General features: G+C 38.2%; 14 protein-coding genes and 5 pseudogenes. 8 read left to right on the top strand and 11 right to left on the bottom strand.

What is annotated here, in order from left to right; translation table 11 throughout:
* The first annotated feature begins 44 nt into the window (after nt 1-44).
* Nucleotides 45-1,553: a cell wall anchor protein gene (locus tag LOS73_RS04335; protein WP_457934535.1), complete on the top strand. Its 1,509-nt coding sequence runs from the start codon at nt 45-47 to the stop codon at nt 1,551-1,553.
* A 321-nt stretch (nt 1,554-1,874) separates the two neighbouring features.
* Here LOS73_RS04335 and LOS73_RS04330 read toward each other — a convergent pair whose 3' ends face one another.
* From LOS73_RS04330 to LOS73_RS04320, 3 genes are all read right to left on the bottom strand, one after another.
* Nucleotides 1,875-3,008, bottom strand: coding sequence for a DUF1570 domain-containing protein (locus LOS73_RS04330; protein ID WP_007379070.1), 1,134 nt, complete (start codon nt 3,006-3,008; stop codon nt 1,875-1,877).
* A gap of 2 nt (nt 3,009-3,010) precedes the next feature.
* Entirely contained in the window at nt 3,011-3,496 is a 486-nt protein-coding gene (locus LOS73_RS04325; protein WP_008138614.1) for a hypothetical protein, read from the bottom strand.
* A 321-nt stretch (nt 3,497-3,817) separates the two neighbouring features.
* Nucleotides 3,818-4,915: a Fic family protein gene (locus LOS73_RS04320; protein ID WP_007379068.1), complete on the bottom strand. Its 1,098-nt coding sequence runs from the start codon at nt 4,913-4,915 to the stop codon at nt 3,818-3,820.
* Between the two features lie 1,247 nt (nt 4,916-6,162).
* Here LOS73_RS04320 and mntA point away from each other — a divergent pair.
* From mntA to LOS73_RS04300, 4 genes are all read left to right on the top strand, one after another.
* On the top strand, nt 6,163-6,552 hold the full coding sequence (gene mntA, locus LOS73_RS04315) for a type VII toxin-antitoxin system MntA family adenylyltransferase antitoxin (protein WP_033037881.1): 390 nt from the start codon (nt 6,163-6,165) through the stop codon (nt 6,550-6,552).
* Entirely contained in the window at nt 6,545-6,970 is a 426-nt protein-coding gene (gene hepT, locus LOS73_RS04310; RefSeq protein ID WP_457934534.1) for a type VII toxin-antitoxin system HepT family RNase toxin, read from the top strand. The genes mntA and hepT overlap by 8 nt, the downstream gene beginning before the upstream one ends.
* A gap of 881 nt (nt 6,971-7,851) precedes the next feature.
* Complete coding sequence (locus LOS73_RS04305; RefSeq protein ID WP_008136860.1) at nt 7,852-8,871, top strand: hypothetical protein; 1,020 nt, start codon at nt 7,852-7,854, stop codon at nt 8,869-8,871.
* Nucleotides 8,872-9,213: a hypothetical protein gene (locus LOS73_RS04300; protein WP_457934533.1), complete on the top strand. Its 342-nt coding sequence runs from the start codon at nt 8,872-8,874 to the stop codon at nt 9,211-9,213.
* 486 nt (nt 9,214-9,699) lie between these two features.
* On the opposite strand, the gene LOS73_RS04295 is transcribed toward LOS73_RS04300, so the two are convergent.
* The gene (locus tag LOS73_RS04295; protein ID WP_008136853.1) at nt 9,700-10,419 is read right to left on the bottom strand and encodes a uracil-DNA glycosylase family protein; all 720 of its coding nucleotides are present in this window, start codon (nt 10,417-10,419) and stop codon (nt 9,700-9,702) included.
* Nucleotides 10,420-11,091: 672 nt separating this feature from the next.
* On the opposite strand from LOS73_RS04295, the gene LOS73_RS04290 reads away from it, so the two are divergent.
* On the top strand, nt 11,092-12,654 hold the full coding sequence (locus LOS73_RS04290; protein WP_457934532.1) for a DNA cytosine methyltransferase: 1,563 nt from the start codon (nt 11,092-11,094) through the stop codon (nt 12,652-12,654).
* Nucleotides 12,655-12,783: 129 nt separating this feature from the next.
* On the opposite strand, the gene LOS73_RS04285 is transcribed toward LOS73_RS04290, so the two are convergent.
* The 5 genes and pseudogenes from LOS73_RS04285 to LOS73_RS04265 form a co-directional block, all read right to left on the bottom strand.
* Nucleotides 12,784-13,548 carry a hypothetical protein gene (locus LOS73_RS04285; protein WP_457934531.1) on the bottom strand — a complete coding sequence of 255 codons (765 nt, stop codon included), beginning with the start codon at nt 13,546-13,548 and terminating at the stop codon, nt 12,784-12,786.
* Nucleotides 13,549-13,653: 105 nt separating this feature from the next.
* Nucleotides 13,654-14,559 (bottom strand): annotated as a pseudogene (locus tag LOS73_RS04280) (IS3 family transposase); the annotation flags it as partial.
* A 12-nt stretch (nt 14,560-14,571) separates the two neighbouring features.
* Complete coding sequence (locus LOS73_RS04275; protein WP_457934530.1) at nt 14,572-15,729, bottom strand: IS30 family transposase; 1,158 nt, start codon at nt 15,727-15,729, stop codon at nt 14,572-14,574.
* A gap of 60 nt (nt 15,730-15,789) precedes the next feature.
* Nucleotides 15,790-16,056, bottom strand: a pseudogene (locus LOS73_RS04270) (transposase); the annotation flags it as partial.
* A 414-nt stretch (nt 16,057-16,470) separates the two neighbouring features.
* A pseudogene (locus LOS73_RS04265) lies at nt 16,471-16,604 on the bottom strand (transposase); the annotation flags it as partial.
* Nucleotides 16,605-16,607: 3 nt separating this feature from the next.
* Here LOS73_RS04265 and LOS73_RS04260 point away from each other — a divergent pair.
* Nucleotides 16,608-17,008 (top strand): annotated as a pseudogene (locus LOS73_RS04260) (group II intron maturase-specific domain-containing protein); the annotation flags it as partial.
* 97 nt (nt 17,009-17,105) lie between these two features.
* Here LOS73_RS04260 and LOS73_RS04255 read toward each other — a convergent pair.
* Entirely contained in the window at nt 17,106-18,923 is a 1,818-nt protein-coding gene (locus LOS73_RS04255; RefSeq protein ID WP_033031596.1) for a serine hydrolase domain-containing protein, read from the bottom strand.
* 136 nt (nt 18,924-19,059) lie between these two features.
* On the opposite strand from LOS73_RS04255, the pseudogene LOS73_RS04250 reads away from it, so the two are divergent.
* Nucleotides 19,060-20,210 (top strand): annotated as a pseudogene (locus tag LOS73_RS04250) (IS110 family RNA-guided transposase).
* A gap of 415 nt (nt 20,211-20,625) precedes the next feature.
* On the opposite strand, the gene LOS73_RS04245 reads toward LOS73_RS04250, so the two are convergent.
* Nucleotides 20,626-21,114: a DUF3658 domain-containing protein gene (locus LOS73_RS04245; protein ID WP_008137482.1), complete on the bottom strand. Its 489-nt coding sequence runs from the start codon at nt 21,112-21,114 to the stop codon at nt 20,626-20,628.
* Nucleotides 21,115-21,388: the final 274 nt, after the last annotated feature.

Raw genomic sequence — 21,388 nt, 5'->3', positions numbered from 1 at the left:
GCGCTTAAAATCGAACTATTAATGTTTAAGCGCTATTTACCTTTATGATCACTTTACTAACACGCCTTACCTTTTGTTTTGCCCTATTTTATAGCGTTAACAGCGCAGCATATAACGAAGCCATGTGCATACTTATAAAACAAGAAATACAGCAAAATAGTGGTGATAAAACAAGTCGAAAATACAGAAACGCAATACGCGACTACAACAATAACTGTAACAAACCCAAACAAGCCCAAACATACCCAAAGCCGCCAATAGAAACAGCTCCGGTTATAACACCAGTGCAATTTCAAGTTGTGGAGCCAACACTTAACACGCCACAAAATCCAGCAACACTACAAACGCCACTGCCCGTTAGTATTGAAAATGAGCAACAACAAAACACGATTGAACAGCCAAATATTAATAATGAAGTAATAATAAATGCAGAGCCTCAAGCCAAATCAGTTATTGATCAACAAAGTACACAGCCACTAAAAAGCAGTGTACCTGTAAAGGTTAAAACACCAGCAAATATAACTGCTCCCGTAGCAAAACCAGCACCGGTTATTGTACCTGTACCAATAGATCAAAGTTCGCTGCTTTTACCCAGCTTATTATTTGTAATAGTAATACTTATTGCTGTGATGGTATTAATACGTTTACGTCGCACTAAACAAAGTAAAGCCGAAATTATTGCGCCTGTGGTAACTGAAACACAGGTACTTAAATCACAAAAAATAGCCCCACCATTAAACGTAAGTACGAAAGATGCGCCAACCAAGCAAACGCCAATCAATGCGCCTGAAATAATAGATGAAAATAAAACAATAAAGAGCAACCAGCCACAATTAAAAGCCAATAAAACACAAAAAATAAACGCCGACCACAACAATATTGACGAAGTCTTGCCTACAACATTAGCGCAAACAAACGAAACAACATTTACTGAAATAAAACCAAAATCAGAACCAAACTACACCGAATTTGCAGCAGCCGCTAAAACCACTGAAGCGCAAGTTAACAAGGCCAATCGCTTCACTGAGCCACAAGTACAAGAACTTGACCCCCATGCTCAGCCGATAAAAAAACAGCCTAAACAAACAACACAATCTTCTGCAACCGTGCACAGTAATCCACTCATAAATAATGAGCTAAAACCGGTTATCGTAAGCCCAGAACCGTTAAAACCTAGCGAAACTACTGACGATTTACATACACCTAAAAAAGTAGCGACCCCAGAGTTTACCAACTTTAGTTCCGCGCACAATTTTAAAGAACCAGAAATACGCACCTTCGATCCAAATGCTCCGCTACCAGGCGAAAAAGTAATGCCAAAAGCAGCACCAAGGCCTATAAACGCAGAGCATGAAACAACAAAGAGTGCAGCTGAAAAAAAAGAAACAGTAAACAAAGCAAGCAGCAATCCATTTGCAAACTTATCGCTTGATGAAAGCTGGGATCCAAATTCGGCAGAAAAGCCAACTATAGAAGAAAAAAAACGCGCACCTAAATCACAAGCACTCATTGACGCAGAAGAACGCGCTAAAAAAATGCAAACCAAAGAATGATCTGCCTGCGATAAAAACGTAAGTGCGATTTTACATCGCGCTTTGGCTTATAACTTTAACGCTCACCTAACTCCTGTAGACGCAAAGCTTGCTTGCGTGAAAAGCGCAGCTTTTAATTTGTAGATGGGCTTTATCGCCACAACCTTGTACATGCCTAAACACAATGCGAGGTATAAAACCTCACCTACAACAATGCAAACACCGCGCTCAACAAAGCGTAGGTGCGATTTTACATCGCGCTTTGGTTTTAGTTTCAAATTACTGCGAATGACGCATAAATAACCCTAATCCGCTCATTAACCTCATCAATATACAGACAGGTTAAAAATTATGAGCCCTAAAAGGCATTTTTAACCACTGAGAATACTCACGCTTAAGATTTGGTAATTGCGTATACAGCATTTTTTTTAACTTTTTTGCAGACAACTTGCTACACGGTGATTGTTGCTCAGTAAGCATTATATTTTTTAGTAAAGCTCTACCTGCTTGTGTATCCATTAAAAAATAAATAGCAGCCCAACTACTTGCATAAAGTTTGCTGTTATCGCCTTTTCTCCACGTATCCTCTAAGCCGATTAACCAATTAATTGTAAATACACTTTTAGTAATATTGTTATTCTTTGTCCACGATCTATTTGGTTCAACAATACCTGTTTGCATATTATTTTTAGTCAGCTCAAAGTACTCCGCAAACCCTTCATTTAGCCATCTTGGTGTGTAACCCAATACAGCCTTATTTATGGCGTGCACCGCTTCATGAACCGACGTACGCATTGCACTTTGTCCATTATCATAATGAATAAAAGCAGAATTACTCCCGTGAAAATACATACCCGCAGTGTTTTTAGGGTCACCACCGCGATGCTTTATTGCCGACTCGTAAGCACTGCGAGTAGCCAAAACCGTTAGGTTTAGTTTCACCTTTTTAAGCGCATGCACACCAATTACTTGGCCATACGCCTTAAATACCGTATTGAGCTTAATGTGCAACTCTTGATTAAATGACGACGGTAAATTAGGTGTATTTAAAGTAAGATCAAAATAATCTAGCGATTCAACAAAACCAGGATTGTAAGTTGCTACTGCAAAGTCAGGCTTTTTATCACTAAAATGAGGAACGCCCTCACTGTCGGTCCACGTAAATATATCGCCATTACGTTTATATTTAACCTCACCTAACGATACATCTACGCAACGCGTATTGTTAACTTGTGATAAGTGATTATCCGCAGACACTAACGTATGTTGCAACGTCGTTGTGCTTACTTTTTCGGGCCGTTTTGTACTTAAAGGCTCAGTAACTATTTGCGATGCTAGATAGTTATATATGCGTTTAACCTCACCAATTGGGTCACTATAATTAAATACCCGTCCAGTAAAATGATTAGCAATAAGTGCCGACGCAATTAGCAGCACAAAAAATACAAACACCACGCGTAATTTAGTTTTAAACATATTTATGGGTGCTCTTTCCACTGTGCTTCAAAAAGATCTTTTTGCTTCCCCCTATATTCGCTGCACCACACAAAGTCGGCCGACCCTATCCCTTTTTTACGGCAACGTTTAGGTAGTTTATAAAATGTTGACCAAGCATCAAGCTTAGCAGCATCTTTATAGCTATCGCTGTGCAAAGACATGTTTGATACTTTTTGATTGAGTAGCCAATTGCTATTAGGCGTACGAGTTGAGGTAGAAGAAGTAGCCTGATAAGCGCTACCTCTCTTTTTAGGCTTACTGCAGTGATTAGCAAGCTGGGTAAATAAGAATTTATCGCGTGAGGTTAAATACTCGCCTTCTTTAATACTGTATCCATGTCTAAACCTAGACCGAATAGTTTCGCGTTCTTTTTTAATGCTATCGCAACGAGTTTGGAAGTAGGCCTCATCAGCATATAGTTTTGTAGTAAATACTGTGGTTAAAATTAGTAAGATCCATTTAATCATTATTCATTCCCTGAATTAAAACTTTAAAAGAGTGTACCTATAAATGTGAAAAAACACATCAACATTACTAATCAAAAAAGCAAAAATTAAAGCTATGGGTGGGAGTTCACATTAGCCTTGGCTTTAATAAAGCGCCCACGAGGTATAAAACCTCACCTACAATAATTTAAACAACACTCTCAACGAAACCGTAGGTGCGATTTTACATCGCGCTTTGGTCTTGGCTTTAACAAAAACACCATGCGAGGTATAAAACTGCACCTACAACAATTAAAACCCCTATTCGCCTCACATGGCGAGGTGAATAGGTGTTTAATTGCCTCATTGGACAACCTTGTAACGTGTACTACGCCCACCTGCGGCGGTTTTTTTAATGAATCCAAGCGTTTGCAAGTCCGATAAATGGCGTGTTGCGGTTGCACGGCTAACCTTAGCCACTTTTTGATACTGACTCGCACTAATACCCTGTTCAAATTGGCCATCGAGTAACTTATTAAGCACTTTTACTTGCTGCTCACCTAACTTTGTTTGATCTTTACTTGCCCAGTAATTGGTTTTAAAAATTGTTTGCTCAATATTATTAAGCGTATGGTGTATCGCATTATTGAGCGTACGTAAAAACCACTTAATCCACTTTGTAATACAAAGCTCTCCACGCTGAGTTGCTTCAAGCACTTCGTAGTAGCTTTTTCTGTCTTCTAAAATAGCCACCGACATAGCGTAAAACCGAATTGACTCAGCATGTTCTTGCGCTAATGCCAGGTCGGTTATAAGCCGTGTAATACGCCCATTACCATCCTCAAGTGGATGTATTGTTACAAACCATAAGTGTGCGATAGCTGCCCGAATAAAAGGGTCTATTTGAGGTTCATTTTGCGCTTTGTTAAACCAGTTAAAAAATAGTGAAAGCTCTTTATTTACTCGCTCTTTAGGAGGCGCTGTAAAATGTAATATCGGTTTATCTAAGCGCCCCGACACTACTTGCATAGGCTCGTCACCACGCAATTGCCCGCCTTCAATTTTAGTAAACAAGCTTTGCTCACCTGAAAACAATAAGCGATGCCAATTAAGCACTCGCTCTAAATTAAGCGCTGAGTCTGTGTTATTTATCGCATCAAGCATAATCTCTGCAAGATTATCGCTTTGCACAGTTGTTGGGTAAGGCTGCTCATCAATATTGAGCTTTTTTGCAAGTGAAGAGCGAACCGAAAATGCATTAAGTTTTTCGCCCTCAATCGCACTGGAGTGAATAATATTTGCAAGTAAGGTATCAAGGGCCTGCTGCTTTTGATGAGCAGTTTGCACGCCCATACGCCCTACTAATAAACCTTGATTATATGAAAGCTCCCTTAGCAAAGGAGCAAGCGCCGCATCATCCCACGTAAAGTTTGGCCAGTTTTGCTGTTGCCATATCCACATAGTCTTTATGTCCTAAAATTGATTAGCTTCAGTCTACGTCAATTATTCGCCTCATACAATGAGGCGAATAATTGTGTTAATTGCCTCATTACTTTTAAGCGCTACACAGAGAAGAAATAAACAAGCGATTTTACATCGCGCTTTGGCTTATATAACCTTAACGCTCACCTAACACCTGTAGACGCAAAGCTTGCTTGCGTGAAAAGCGCAGCTTTTAATTTATAAATGGGCTTTATCGCCACAACCTTGTACATGCCTAAAGCACCATGCGAGGTATAAAACCTCACCTACATTAATTTAAACACCACATTAAACGAAACCGTAGGTGCGATTTTACATCGCGCTTTGTTCTTGGTTTAAATAAAACACCATGCGAGGTATAAAACCTCAACTACAATAATTTAAACACCACATTAAACAAAACCGTAGGTGCGATTTTACATCGCGCTTTGGTCTTGGCTTTTACAAAAACACCATGCGAGGTATAAAACCGCACCTACAATAATGTAAACACCACATTAAACAAAACCGTAGGTGCGATTTTACATCGCGCTTTTGGTTTTAATTTATTTTTCGAACCTAAATAAACGCATCCATATTTGGTAATTGTATTATTTGTTCACTCAGCTTATTTGCAACTTTATTAATTATTTTTATGCATAAATGAATGTGGGATAATTCAGAAGTAAATAAGTTATTTTTGAGTTTAAATGTATATTTATCGTCCACAAGTTAACTTTACCTTATTTATAAATAATAGAATCGAATCTAAAATATAAATTACTTAAGCTAAGTTAATGACACTTTGAGATTGATAGCTCACTTAAGCAACTGCAGAAGCCCAGCTTGCTATTAGGGCGTGTGACCTTTCGTGATTAATTTTGCAGCAGACTGTTTGGTATTCAGGCAAGGCAGAGTCTATGTGGTGTGGTTATTCCCCATAAATAGGCGATAACGCAGCATAAATACCAAACATGCACTGCCTTTTGGGTTTTTTTAGGGACAATTAACTCTTTGTTGCTCGGCTTTTACTTATTCTTGCATGGATGTAAGCCAGTAGGGTAAAGCAGAAGCAGTCACCGAGCCCACTAGGTTACAAACCTCGCGGCGCGATTTAATAGCCCCTAGATTGAACAAATTTCACCCCACAAAGGTCAACACGCCCTAAATAAAACAAATATCAATTTTAATGTTCACTAGAAAACTGATAGGTTATTATTACAGTTTTTATCAATGGTTAGTTTTTCGTGGCAAATGAAGTTATACAGAAAATAATTAAGTACTTGCAGCAAAACACCGACATTGACGTGGTTTGGTTATATGGCTCCCACGCAAAAGGGACAGCCCAACCCCATAGTGACATTGACTTAGCCGTAGCATTTAAAAACTTTGATCTGGAGTTCTTTGATAAGCGCCTTAGACCAAAAGAGCTTGAGCTTGAAATAAGTAATGCACTTAATCTTAACGAACAACTTATTTCGATTGTTGATATAAATATTATTCCAAGTTATTTAGCTTTCAACGTTATTGAATATGGAAAAATAATTATAAGCAATAATAGTGTTAGAGCGATGAAAGAGCAGCAGCGTATATATAGCCAGTTCGAATTTGAAACCATAGCGAGTAAACATGACTGATACCGGAATTACACTTTATTTAAGTGAAGTAACACGCCATATTGACGAATATATGCAAGAACTCGACGAACTCAGTCAAATCGATTCACTTAATAGCAGAGATTACCGAGCTGCAGAGCGATTACTACAGTTAATGACCGAGGTGTGTATTGGTTTATCAAAGCATTGGCTTAAGCAGCACAAAAGTAGTACCAGTAGCAACGCCTATCAAACATTTAGCGAACTTACTAATTTAGGCTTTTTGAGTGAGGTAGAACTACTGTCATGGCGTAAAATTATAGGCTTACGAAATGCTCTTGTTCACGATTACTTAAATATTGATCAAAGTATCGTTAAAACAATCATTAAAAAGCAACACTACACAACTATGCACGCATTTAGTATTAAAGCGATTACAGAGCTAAACAAAGATTCATAGATAAAACCTCACCTACATTAATTTAAACACCACACTCAACAAAAACGTAGGTGCAATTTTACATCGCGCTTTGGCTTATATAACCTTAACGCTCACCTAACACCTGTAGACGCAAAGCTTGCTCGCGTGAAAAGCGCAGCTTTTAATTTGTAGATGGGTTTATTCGCTGCAACCTTGTACACGCCTAAACACAATGCGAGGTATAAAACCTCACCTACAACAATACAAACACCACACTCAACAAAGCGTAGGTGCGATTTTATATCGCGCTTTTGGTTTTAAACAAAGCTCACTCATACATCTGTAGGCGCAAAGCTTGCTCGCGCGAAAAGCGAAGCTTTTAAAATAATTTACTTATATCGCATTGGCGACGGCAACCAAAAAAAGACAAGCGCCGGTCTCTCTTTGGAATCACACAGCCCCCTCAATTTCACTTATCTTTAAACACAAAATTATTATGAGCGTAAACGCCATGAAAGCATCACTTTCACATCCCTGTACGCTGCCCAGTTCGGATATCTCTACCCTCTCGTTCAAAACTACGTTTTTCACCCATTTGCAAGCATCGCTTTCCTCACATCGCCTAAAGGGATTTAGGCACTTGGAATTTGTCGGGAACAAAATTCCGCCATGCGAGGTAATTACTCATTAATTATGTGTTTGCAGGTGAAGTTGAAGGGGATGATTACCAAGGCTTCAGTCTTTAAATATTTGCTGTAGGCACCCTACTTGCTCTCGTAGGAAGGGTAGCTTATTGAATTTCATATAACATTAGCAACCACAATTGCTTTACTCTTACTAAGTGAAAAGCAATTATGTATTGACTACTTAATTAAAAATCATTAGTCTTTTTAAACAATTGAAAAGTAAGGATACTGATCATGGCTCTAGAAATTAGAATCTGCTTGGATGCAGTTACTGCAGAAGTAGTAAAATGTAAAACTGATAAAAACAATACTTTCTCACAAGATAACAATCACATAAAAAGTAAAGTAATCACCTCAGGTACACCATATATTTGGCGCAAAGAATACACTGACTCTTTAACCGCTCCTACAACAGAACAAAAAAATATAGTCAATCAATTTGCGCTTTTATCAGCACAATCAAGAAGAAACATAGCTGGAATGCTGCGAGATTTTGGCAGCGAAACATTACTTGCTATTTCTGACTTTCAAGCTCAAGTTATACCATTTTTAGCAAACAACACACATGGTATTGTTGGTTCAGGCGCCACATCAATAGAAGCTCGCAGTTCAAAATTTGTTACTTTAGCGGGTAAATATGAAGCATCTTTAAAAGATATACGGGCCGCACATAAGTCAGGCATGCCTAAATACCATATGGTCGCTTTAGAGCAAAAAGCTCTTGGACTATTTAAAGAGCTTCAAGTTAAATATCAAGCTGAACTACAACGCTTTATGAATACTAACCGTGCAAGTCGCAGAGGTACGGTTTGGTCTAATCCTAATCGTGGTGTTCACATAGCTAAAAGTGCCAGACACTCCACTAAATTAGATATAAGTAGCACCGCAGAATTTAGAAAAATTAAATATATTGAAAACACAGGGCGTTGGCTTGGTAATGGAATGATCTTACTCGATGGCGCTTTTAGAGCAAACTCGGTTTACAACAATTACAAAAATGGTGGCGACTGGCAAAGAAGTCTATCAACTGAATTGGCCAGCTTTGGAGCTTCTACTGCATCTGGTATTTTTGTCGGTTCAATTACTACCACAGCACTAAGCTCTTTACTTATGTTAACTCCTTATGGATGGGTTATTGCTATAGGTGTAGGGTTATATGTCGGTTTTACAGCAAGTATTAAAATGAATAATTTTATGAAAAAAACTTCTGAAAACATATACGACAGAAAACCTATATTTGAAGGGACTTTTTAAATGCCCGCAGCTCATTTAGCTGGATATTCTCTGATCGTATTTATGATAGGTACTTTTGCCTCCGGCATTTTATTTTCGAGAATTTCAATCAAACATATTAATAAAAATATGGAAAAAGATGGTGTGCTTCCCCCCAGTTGGGATAAAGGCATTGGCGCTAGTGTGTCATTTTATATATTTTCGATGTTTTTTGAACGCTCCCGTATACCAACTCCGATGTTTGATGGACGTTTTGTAGCCAAGTACTCACGTCCAATTGACAAAGTAATAGGCGCAGTCCACTTGATTTCAGTCACAGGAATGATGCTTTGCCTTTGTATTGTTTCTTATTTTTCAGAGTAGTTAATAGTAAGTTAAATTTACATATCCTAATGTTTTTGGGCATAAAAGCGTAGTCTTTAAATTATCGGCAGAAACTTATCTCGCACCTTGATTTTTACTTACAAAATTGTAAATAATTCATTCGAGTGTTTGCCTGATTGCTAGCGGCAACCAAAGAAAGACAAGCGCCAGTCTCTCTTTGGAATCACACGGCCCCCTAAATTTCACTTATCTTCAAACACAAAATCAATATGGACGTAAACGCCATGAAAGCATCACTTCCCTCGAATCCATACGAGGTAATTACTCATTAATTATGTGTTTGCAGGTGAAGTCGAAAGGGGGAGAATTGCCTAAGCAGCAGCCTTAAAATTTGCTGAAGGCGCAAAGCTTGCTCGCGCGAAAAGCGTAGCTTTTAAAATAATTTACAAATATCGCGTTGGCGATGGCAACCAAGGGGCGCATAGCGCCATGTGTTCATTATTGAAATACATTATTTCAACAGCTTTATATACCTGAAAATTCTTTCATCCATTTTAAAATAGGCTCTTTGTTTGGGCTATAGTAACTTAAATGCGGCAAGCCTATTATTGCAGTTGACCTACCATTAATATCAGCTTTAAAACCATAACATTGCCTCTCTCCATGCTCTGCTGGAATGGTTTCAAAAGTATTTAAATTACTTTCATCACAGTACATCGATTTTAAAAAGCCAAACGGTGAGTGAAGTTTGCCATTTCCAAAAGTGATGATTACTTTTGGTCTCACTATTTCTATAACAGCTTGATGAAAAGGCCAAAAAGTACCTGCAAAGCCAAAGTTATAATCTTCGTGAGATGATGATTTTGAAGTGGTAAAAATTAAATTGCTAGCACATACATCAGCCACACTTTGGTCCAGTCCTTCAAGTAAACCTTGAATTCGCTTTTGAAGTGGAGCGGATCCTTTTGCATATTTATTGTTGCCTTGCTTAGAAGTCGATTTCTTTTTGGGTTTTTCCCATTCTTCATCTAAAAAAGCATTACTCGTGCGAACTAGTGTATCTGCCATAAAATTACCTAACTTGCATTCACCAGATCCACCCGGGTTTAAACCTAATAAATACACATCTCCTTTTTTTAAGGTTTCATGCGAGCTATAAATCCCCTCACCAAAGCGGTTATATAAATGACCAAATTGTTGTGTAGCTATGCCTAGCAGCTGTTCCTTCTTAATCCCTATATCCATATTTATTCCTTTTTTTCCTATTAAGACCTTATTGCAGAATATGATTTATACATTAAAAAATTGTAATAAACTAATTAAATGTCGAGGGTACTCTCAATGAAATTTTCTTAGCAGCAGCCTTAAAATTTGCTGTAGGCGCTCAGCTTGCTCGCGCGAAAAGCGAAGCTTTTAAAATAATTTACTTATATCGCATTGGCGATGGCAACCAAAGAAAGACAAGCGCCGGTCTCTCTTTGGAATCACACGGCCCCCCTCAATTTCACTTATCTTTAAACAAATAATTAATATGAACGTAAACGCCATGAAAGCATCACTTCCCTCGAATCCATGCGAGGTAATTACTCATTAATTATGTGTTTGCAGGTGAAGTCGAAAGGGGGAGAATTGCCTAAGCAGCAGCCTTAAAATTTGCTGTAGGCGCAAAGCTTGCTCGCGCGAAAAGCGAAGCTTTTAAAATAATTTACTTATATCGCATTGGCGATGGCAACCAAAGAGAAGTAACCGCCGACTTCTCTTTGGAATCTCTCGGCGTCCCGAGGGTCACATTATTTCCTCAATTTAAATTAGTGCTGCTAATTTGTTCTATTAGTAGTAGTGCTACTATTTAAAACTTTAAGACTATGTATAAGCCTGGTATCATCCCACGTCATTAATTTATTTAGTAGTAAAGTTATGGAAAACGGTGAAATTCTTGTTATAGATTTATTCGCAGGCCCGGGTGGTCTTGGCGAAGGGATTTCAGCAGCCCAAACTTCCGATGGAAAATCACCTTTTCAAATAGGTATTTCTGTTGAAAAAGATTTCCATGCCCATAAAACTCTTACTACTCGTGCTTTCTTTCGCTCACTCAAAACAAAATCTCAGCCATTAGATAATTACTATAATTATCTGCACGGAAAAATTACACGTGATGAGTTGTTTAAACTTCACCCCGATGTTGCAACAGAAGCCAATCAAGAAACTCTCAATGGTGCTAAAGAACTTGGTAAAGATAATAAGCTTATTCATAAGCGTATTAAAGATCTTGTAAAAGAGCATAAAGGGCCAAAATTACTAATTGGTGGGCCTCCATGCCAAGCTTATTCACTTGCAGGGCGTTCTCGAAATGCTGGGAATAAAAGTTACATTGCAGAAGAGGATACTCGCCACTTTTTATATAAAGAATACTTAGAAGTAATTTGCCTAGCGAAGCCTGATATTTTTGTGATGGAAAATGTAAGAGGAATACTTACAGCAAAAGTTAACGGCCAAGTCATGTTTCCACAAATATTAGAAGATTTGCGCAGCCCTGGTTCAATAACAAAGCATAAAAAAATTCCAAAATATAAAATCTACTCATTAGTAGTTGATGCGGAGAATCCAGAAGACCCACAATACAAAGATACAGCTGATTTTTTAATTCGTTGTGAGCAATACGGTATACCTCAAGCTAGGCATCGTGTAATTTTACTTGGTGTACGTGAGGATATTAAAGCAACCCCAGAAACACTAAAACTATGCGAACACCAAGTTACTGTAGAACAAGCTATTAGTGACTTACCAAATTTACGCAGCGGCTTCTCAAAGCAAAAAGATAACGCAAAAGATTGGGAAACAGCTGTTACTAAAAATGCAGCTAAGTTAAAGCGAATTCTGAAAAAACAATTTGACCTAGAATCAGCAAATAGCCTAAACCTCGAACCAAAAATCGGGTTGTCTAGAACAGAAAATGCATTAAGCGGCAAAACCCCAACCATGCCAGAGCCACTAAAAACTTGGTATATAGACCCTAACTTAAACGTGGTGCTAAATCATGAAACCAGAGGACATATGGTTGATGACTTACTACGTTACTCATACTGTGCTGCATACGCACAAATTCAAGGTTTATCACCTAAGTCTCGTCATTTCCCAGAAGAACTAGCCCCGGCCCACGCTAATTGGGATACTGGTACACATTCAGATCGTTTTAGAGTTCAAGTAGCAGATAAGTACGCTACTACCGTAACAAGCCATATCTCAAAGGACGGCCACTATTTCGTGCATTACGATCCGCAGCAATGTAGAAGTTTAAGTGTTCGTGAAGCCGCACGTATACAAACATTTCCTGATAATTATATTTTCGAAGGTACGAGAACTAATCAATATGTTCAAGTAGGAAATGCTGTGCCTCCATATTTGGCACAGCAGATAGGTAAGATTATCATCAACCTAATAAAATCAATTGGTCCAAAAACTTATTCCAAAGATTACTAAGTGGAATAACATCTATCTTTTGGAATTTTAGCTAGAGTTTCACTCAGAATAGTTTTTGATAACTCATTCAGTTATTGACTTTTTCTTACAAAGTTCTTCCTTATTTTATTGACTTCGTTTAGCTGAAACTTAGTAATGAGAATAATCAGGAGAACCAATACGGTTAAAGTAAGAACCAAGCCTCTGCACTAATGAAGGAACAAACTCATTTGAAAGGCTTGCATATTTATTTTCTCTAAAACTAGTCAATTTTTCATCGCCATTTTTTTTAATAAAAATCATGTGATCAAATTGTGCATGAAAAGGACCATAACTATTATCAATGTCCTTCTTTATCTTAGGTAAGAAATGTAAAGAGCTTTTGTTACCACCATGCGAAAACATATTTCGCTTCTTATTTTCTTCCTTTGCAATTGCTCTTTCAATATTTTCTTTATCATCGTTAACTTCAAGTAATTCATTATTTTTATCTATGATTTTCTGATCTATTTTTTCTAGTTCAGCTGCTACAGATTTCAGTTCGACAAATTGAAAAGTATTATTTTTTTTATTAGCGATTTCACATCGGGGAGTTACGAGTATATAGTGCTTATCCTCAAACACAGTAATGTCCCCTGTATCCCAACTCTGTTTTAATGGGGGTACAAAATAATATTCTTCAGGATGTACATTAGTAACTTTATTTAGATATGAGGCGTGGAGGTGTGTAGCCATATGCCTAATTAACGAAGCGTTCATTTCATCAATATTCACCTCCTCTTTACCGACCCACTCTTCCCAACGAGGCCAAATAGAATCATAAAATAGATTAGACATTGTATTGTTAAACTGTTCTTTTACATGAAGAATTGACTCTAATATTTGTAGTTGCTCTTCTACAAACCAAGTTAACAATTGATTCTTGGTCTTGCTATCTCTACCAAAAACTTTTATAAATTTTTTATGCCTAATCTCAATATCGTCCTCAGCGTCTTTCTCCTGTCCCGTATATTGTAGTGGTCAACTAATTTTGGCCACAGTTTTAGAATCTTGATATCTAACCTCAGATTCATTTGGCGCTAAACCGGCATTATAATGATGCGGCCTAACATTGTTGTAATATCCATTTATGTAATCACTTACGCTATATTTAGCGTCTATAAAGTTTCCATATCCAATCTTTGGCATCCATTCCGTCTTAAAGCTTCTAAAAAACCGCTCCATTGGCGCATTATCCCAACAATTTCCACGTCTACTCATACTTTGTGTGATTTTATAGCGCCATAAACGTTGGCGATATTTTAAACTTGTATAATGGCTACCTTGGTCTGAATGGAACATGAGTCCTGTCGGTTTCCCTCTGCTTTCATATGCGAGTTCAAGCGCTTTTAGCGTTAAATTAGTATCTGGTGACAACGACATTGCCCAGCCAACCACTTTGCGTGCAAATAAATCAATAACCACGGCTAAATAAGCCCAGCGATTGCCTGTCCAAATATACGTCACATCACCGCACCACACGGTATCCGGCTCAACAACATCAAACTGTCTATCAAGCAGGTTTGGGATTTCAAGGTGTTCATTACCACCACGTTTATATGAATGTTGAGGTACTTGGCAGCTTTCGAGCTTTAATTTAACCATTAGCTTAGCTGCACGATAACGGCTCAATTCAAAATCATTGTTCGTTGCTATCGCTGCGATTGTCCGTGCCCCTGCTGAACCACCACTCATCGCATGTATTGCTTTTACTTCAGCCTCTAATCTTGCTTGCTCAGGTGTCGGCGCTGTATCCCGTATGGCCCAGTACTTATAGCTGCTGCGATGCACATTGAATACGCTACACAGCAGACTAATTGGATAACGCTCTCGTTGATTTAACTTCTCGATTAACGAGAATTGTTCAGGGAGTCGGACATCAAGAGAGCAGTGGTGATATCAAGTGGTCAGTGCAACATGGTTTTTAATCATATCATTAGGAGTTAAATAGTTTAATATCCTTCTTGGTCGATTATTTAGTTTATTAGCGATTTTATCTAAATAACTTTGGTCAAAGCCATGTAGACTTGTCTTTTTGGGGAAGTACTGCCTTAATAGGCGATTTGTATTTTCATTTGTTCCCCTTTGCCACGGACTACTCGGGTCACAAAAGTAAACATCTGTATTCGTATTTTTAGTAAATCTTTTATGGTCTGCTAATTCCATTCCCCGATCCCACGTTAGTGTGTTTTTAAGTGCCTTTGGTAAACCATTAAATTTCAGAATAAGTGCATTTACTACATTTTTAGTATCCTTACCATCAACTTGTACCAAAGCTGTATACCGTGTTTTTCGATCAACCAATGTTGCTATATGTGAGTTGCTACCTCCTGATATTAAATCGCCCTCCCAGTGACCTAGAGTTGCTCGTGTTTCAATTTCATGGGGCCTTTCATGAATTGTTTTAGCATCAATAATACCTTTATAAATTCCCTTATTTGTTGAGCGTTTACCATGCCTCAACTTACGTTTTGAGCGAAGATGGCTAAGGACTGCTTTTTCGAAAATATAGCGTGATGGGATAAATAACGTTTTATAAATAGTCTCATGTGAAATATGCATTTCAGATGATGCTGGGTGTTTTATTTTTAACCAGCCAGAAATTTGCTCTGGTGACCAGTCGTCTAGTAGCTTAGACTCAACCAAATCGCTAAGTGGATTACCTTTTTGTAATTTGCATTGCTTTGGCCTTAATGCTCGCTCTAGCGCATTTTTATCAGCCGTAACGGCACGGTATTTGGCAATACCACCATTGCGTTTGATTTCACGGCTTACCGTTGACGCTGCCTTTTCTACATTACGAGCTATTGCCCTGATAGATAAGCCTGAAGCTAAACCTCTTGATATATTTTCTCGCTCTTCTAAAGAAAGAAACGATAATCGACGCTTTCGTTGCACTGGCGATATTCCACCTTTTAGTTTAAGTACTCCGAATATAGAACCAGCATGTCTATCAAGCGTCAAACCTATTTCGCTAAGCGTTTTACCTTCACGCCATAAGAACCATGCTTTCAGCTTTTCAATATCACTTAAACCACGTTTTGATAAGTCAGTCATAACCACCTAATTAATAATCAATTATAAGGTGTTGCACTGACCACTTGATATCACCGTAGCCTTTTTTAATATATCCTTTTCTAATTCAATGCGTTGGATTTGTTTTTTAAGTTCGCGGATTTCAATTTGTTCGGGCGTCATTGGTGACGCTAATGGTGACTGACCATTGCGTTCTAGCTTTAATTGAGTAACCCACTTACTTACGGTTGATTTACCCACCCCCATAGCTTTTGCTGCGTCTTCTTGCGTATAACCTTGGTCTACTACAAGCTGAGCCGTTTCTAATTTAATTGCCGCTGAATATGTTGCGCGTTTTAATTTCGTCATTTTTTCACCCAAATTTGTATGCTTATTAGCATAACATTTCTTTCTTAATGGGTGGCCAAAATCACTGTACCACTACAGGTATCTGCATTTAGCAGCCATCATAAAAGAGCGATTTAACTCTTCTATTGCCGTTAAATCCCTCTTTTTGTATCCATCTTCTCCCAAAAACCACTTAACCACACTTTTAAAATTCATCCTTGCTCCTTGAAAAAGGCTAACGAGCCTGTAGATTAACTCGTTTTTAAATTTGTTTTTATTGATAAACAAACCATAGCTGAGTTCCTATTTTGGTTCAATTGATTACTGTATTTTTACGCAGAATATTGAAGTGTTTGATATTGTTTTAATTGGCGTTTTAGAAGAAATTACGGGTGTTTGAGTGGCTTTTATTTAGGGTAAAATGGCTTATCCTTCTTAATGCATCGTGTTTTGCAACTTTTCTATATTATGAACAAGGCAATACAGTTGCCGCAGCGTAAACTAAAGGCATTCACTTTCATTTGACCCCGTAAGGTCAATTTATTCATGCCTTTATTCACTGTAATATTCCGCTAGAGAAATTTAAAGCAAATGTAAGAGAGCTCACTAACCGCAACTGGGGGATCTCAATGACCCTACAAATTCATAAACTCACGCAGTATTTACGTGGCTGGGGACACTATTACCTAATAGCCAACGCTTATCAGTTAACGGTGGATTTAGATCATTGGATCCGCCGTAGGATAAGAATGTGCTACTGGTGGCAATGGCGTAAACCACGCACGAAAGTACGCAGTTTAATAAAACTGGGTGTTAGCGAACGACTCGCGATAGCATGTGGTATCACCAACAAAGGTCTTGTCGAAGCTCAAAAACAAAAGGAATTAACATTGCGCTAGGCAATGACTATTTAGCATCACAAGGTTTAGTGTCATTGAGAGATATTTGGATCAATATTCATTACGGGAGATGAACCGCCCATTGCACTTCCTGTCAATAAAAAGCGCATGATGGGTGGTGTGGGGGCTGGAGGTTAGAGACCTCCGGCTACCCGATTAAAGCGCTACTCTTTATTGCCAAAATATAACGGGGAGCTGCCCCCAGAAAATCAATACTAAAACTAATTGTACCGATATCAAAATTGCCGCAACATCCAATTTAATTAGTTTACTTTGTAATTTTACTCTTAGAGAAATCCATAAAGAAAATAACAGTGTTAGTGGCAAAATTCCTGAAAGAAAAGCCAAGGAAACACTTGCCGCTGTAATATCACCAAATTGTAGAAAGGATTGCTGAACATAGAGGTATACAGGAAAGCTGAACAATAGTAGGTTTATAAATCCCCATTTTATTCGAACGAAGCTTTCTTTGTCTCGTTTAATGACCCTAATTAATCCGACTAAAAATATATAAAACAGTCCTATTAGACCAAAGCTTAAGCTTAACCAATAAAGTACCAATGCTATAATTGAAACTTGCTTAAACGTTTTAAGACCATTACTAAGAAACAATCTCCTCTCACTATCCCAATAGAAAACATGGGAAGCTTGTGTCCTATTAACATCTCTAAATAAGTGATCGCCGACTTGAATTAAGCGCCTATCGGCATTTTGCAATGACTTCATTAGAAGGTGCTCGTTTGATTGTTCTAACCAAATAAAATTGAAAAGCATATCAATGAATTCAAATTCGGCCATGTTATTTGGGGATGGTAGATAAATGCCCTCCAACTTTGACAACCCAATTCCCTTTCCCGTGCTCTCTGCAATAGACGCTGACACCACGCTTAGTTTATTGATAAATAATTTATTAAACTTTTCATAGTCGGCAGTTTCGTTATCCGTGTTAGCGGCGTAAAAAAATCCCTTTTTTTCATCTGGAAAAAGGCAAATATAGGCTCTAAATCCAAATGTTGTACCTGGATGACACATGCCAAGCACGTTATGCCGATCTCTATTAGCAAACGCAAGGCCATGCCCAATATTCAGGCCTTCTATATGTGCTTTAGTGTTGAAAGGATTAGTAAGCATTTTCATATGCTCAGGTTTTACAAAATTTTGACCATTTACTTTGCCTTCATTCAAAATAAAATTCATAAACTTAGCCATGTCAGGGGCGGTAGTTGTGAATTGTCCCGAAGGTCTAAGATAGCTAGGCACAGCAATTTGAGTAACATTATTTTCATGATAGCCCATTGCTAATAAAGGATCGGCGTACTGACCTTGTTGGCTGATAAACTCAAAGCTACTGTCATACATTTCTAAAGGGGCTAAAAGGTTGTCATCGAGGAACTCTTCATAACGCTGGTTGGTTACAGCTTCTATAACCATTGCAAGTAATGTATATCCCATATTGGAATATGAGTATTGCGTTCCTGGTTCAGTTCTAATCTTTAATAAGTTTTGTCTGCTTGATTCAAAAGCTTTTCCAAGTGGCGTATTTGGCAAAGGTTTAGTGCTTAGTAACTGCCACATCCTGATATTGTCTAATCCAGCAGTATGATCGAGTAAGTTTTTGACCTTGATAGGTGAACGATGATGCCAAACATTGTCGAAGTTCAATCCTGGCAATAGTGCTTCAATATTGCTATCTAATGAGAGTCTTCCTTCAAATATTAAATGGAGAACGCCCATTGCCAGAACCGATTTGGTAACTGAGCCTACATGCATTTTTTGTGCAGGCATCATATGTTCAAGTTTTGAAATATTTGCATATCCAACACTACCAACCTCAACATGCCCCTTTGAAATTGTTGACCAAGATAATCCTACAATATCTTCAGTGTCGATAGTATTTTGGATTTCGGTTTCAATATGAGTATCGCTTTCGGCATAAGCAATATTTAATGAAAACAAAACTAAAAATAATGATAAGAACTTTGGGTGCATCAACTTCTCAGTATACGACTAGCGCTTTAGACATAATGACTCCCACACGGTGTTAGCCTCCGCTTTTCGTGGGTTAGCTTAATTCAAAGCCAGAGCCATAATTAGTTTGTTAATTAACTAAACAGCAGAGGCTAACATGAATAAACATAACATACTTTTTATCGGTCTTGATACACATAAAGAATTCAATGAAGTCGCCTATATTGAAGAACACAGAGGCGCGCAACCTGTGCACCTTGGTCGATTCTCGTCTTCCAAAGTGGCCGTTCAAAAGCTTGTTCGTCAGTTCGAATCGAAATATCCTCGCGCAACACTTCATTTTGTTTATGAAGCAGGCCCATGTGGGTATTGGATTTACCGATTAATTACCAGCCTTGGCCATTGCTGTTATGTGGTTGCACCCTCTCTTATTCCTAAAAAACCTGGTGAGAAGATTAAAACCGATAAACGTGATGCCCTTAAGCTCGCTAAATTACTTAAATCTGAAGATTTAACACCTATCTATGTCCCCGAGCCTGAAGATGAAGCCGTCCGCGATTTATCTCGTGCACGTGAAGTAGCAATGAAAGATTTAAAAGATGCTAAGTTTCAATTAAAAGCGCTGCTGCTTCGCAATAATATTAATTACAAAGGCACCGCGAATTGGTCACAAAAACATTTACGTTGGCTCACTGAACTTGTGTTGCCACATCCCGCGCAGCACATCGTCTTACAAGAGTTTTTACACACAATTAATGAACGAATAAGCCGACTTGAACGGCTAGACAATGAACTCACCATGTTCACCAGTGGCGTTATTATCCTGTAGTAAAAGCAATACAAGCTATGCGTGGCGTTCGTTTGTTGGTCGCCACCGGCGTTGTTGCTGAGCTTGGCGATTTATCGCGCTTCGACCACCCCCGCAAATTAATGAGTTATCTTGGTCTTGTACCTAGTGAGCACTCGAGTGGTGGCAAACGCCATATTGGCGCCATCACAAAATGCGGAAACGGCCGAGCGAGGCGCCTTCTCGTTGAAGGCGCACACACTTATCGGTATGCGGCAAATATATCGACAGATATGCAAAAACGACAAGAAGGTTTACCAAAGGACATTATTGATATTGCGTGGAAAGCACAACTTAGGCTCTGCAAGCGCTATAAAAAAATGATAGCCAAAGGGAAACATTACAACCTGGTTGTCACCGCCATTGCTCGAGAAATGATTGCATACATATGGGCAATTGCAAAAGAAGTGGTGCTAACGCCAGTAAATACAAAACTTAGATTGGCAAGAGTACCTGCATGATAAACGAATTAGAGTTAATGCATAGGATCAAGCATCGGGAGTGGCACAACCACCGACGGCGTTAGGATGGCAATGTAGCTAACGCTTCATTGAACCACGAACATAGACTGAAGACAGGTGCCACGACGAAATAAGTAAGGTCTGCTCTGTTACTAGAAATAGTAATAACCAACGAATATCAGCAAGATAACCGACGACATTACTTGCTTCATCCTATGTATTAACTCGCTCTAATTCGAGCTAAAGTAATTATGGCTTAAAAAAGTTAGGCAGGGATCAGTGCGTTTAACTTGACAGTGGGAGTCATACCAACGCCAAAATAACAGGCTAAGTAATGGTTGGCTAAAATTGTGTAGCGAAGCGAAACGTAGCCAACTGTTACGTGTCCTTGTTGATTTTCTTGTTATGTTTCGATTTACATATCAGGTAATTTAACTTCACTAAACCTCATAGCACCAAGATTTCCTTGTGAATCTAACTTTCCACGCTTTACCAAAGATTTTATTCTTTCCGCATAAAAAAGATCTGGCAAATTAAATGAATCAAGTTCATTTTGCATTGATATGCCTATAACACGCGCTACTTTCCGAAATTTAGACCTAGTGTTCGATAACAAAAATCCGTCAATTTTATCTAATTCATCCGGAGATAACTTCGAACAAACCTCTGCTTGCTCTGCTGTCAAAGGCGGATCTAAACTAATTTTAATTTCTGTTTTTAAGTCTGGAAATTGGTGGTAAATTTGTTCCTGAAATTCTCTAATTAGACCTATAGTTCGACCTAAGCCACCAACACTATACCTAATATCTCGTTCTTTTGATGTGAAATAAGCTTGTTCCATAACTTGCTCTATCAAACGAATAGATTGATTCAGTTGCTCATTCATAACTTCATCGGCTGACACGAAATACTCCTAGAAACATAACAATTTTGTCTACGACATTTGTCGTTTTATAAACCGACAAATGTCCATATTACAATGCATTTATCTTAACCATCAAATAAACATATGTAAACAATTGGTTAAATGAAAATTATTTTTAATCAGTGCAAAAATACACCAAAATGGTGGAGATCAGTAATATTGGACAAAACAACAATCACTGTCTGTATTCACAGCATTTATTAACCTAGGCAACCAACTAAATTGATAACAAAAGACGGTGTTACTAATAACA

Source organism: Pseudoalteromonas sp. SCSIO 43210 (assembly GCF_054133285.1).
The sequence above is the reverse complement of the archived record's forward strand: the minus strand, read 5'-3'. Positions and strand labels throughout refer to the sequence as shown.

Excerpts from the sequence above, each read along its gene's own strand:
- LOS73_RS04335 (WP_457934535.1), top strand. The coding sequence starts at position 45 with ATGATCACTTTACTAACACGCCTTACCTTTTGTTTTGCCCTATTTTAT.
- LOS73_RS04295 (WP_008136853.1), bottom strand. The coding sequence starts at position 10,419 with ATGGATATAGGGATTAAGAAGGAACAGCTGCTAGGCATAGCTACACAA.
- LOS73_RS04275 (WP_457934530.1), bottom strand. The coding sequence starts at position 15,729 with ATGACTGACTTATCAAAACGTGGTTTAAGTGATATTGAAAAGCTGAAA.
- LOS73_RS04305 (WP_008136860.1), top strand. The coding sequence starts at position 7,852 with ATGGCTCTAGAAATTAGAATCTGCTTGGATGCAGTTACTGCAGAAGTA.
- hepT (WP_457934534.1), top strand. The coding sequence starts at position 6,545 with ATGACTGATACCGGAATTACACTTTATTTAAGTGAAGTAACACGCCAT.
- LOS73_RS04300 (WP_457934533.1), top strand. The coding sequence starts at position 8,872 with ATGCCCGCAGCTCATTTAGCTGGATATTCTCTGATCGTATTTATGATA.
- LOS73_RS04320 (WP_007379068.1), bottom strand. The coding sequence starts at position 4,915 with ATGTGGATATGGCAACAGCAAAACTGGCCAAACTTTACGTGGGATGAT.
- LOS73_RS04255 (WP_033031596.1), bottom strand. The coding sequence starts at position 18,923 with ATGCACCCAAAGTTCTTATCATTATTTTTAGTTTTGTTTTCATTAAAT.
- LOS73_RS04330 (WP_007379070.1), bottom strand. The coding sequence starts at position 3,008 with ATGTTTAAAACTAAATTACGCGTGGTGTTTGTATTTTTTGTGCTGCTA.
- LOS73_RS04325 (WP_008138614.1), bottom strand. The coding sequence starts at position 3,496 with ATGATTAAATGGATCTTACTAATTTTAACCACAGTATTTACTACAAAA.
- LOS73_RS04290 (WP_457934532.1), top strand. The coding sequence starts at position 11,092 with ATGGAAAACGGTGAAATTCTTGTTATAGATTTATTCGCAGGCCCGGGT.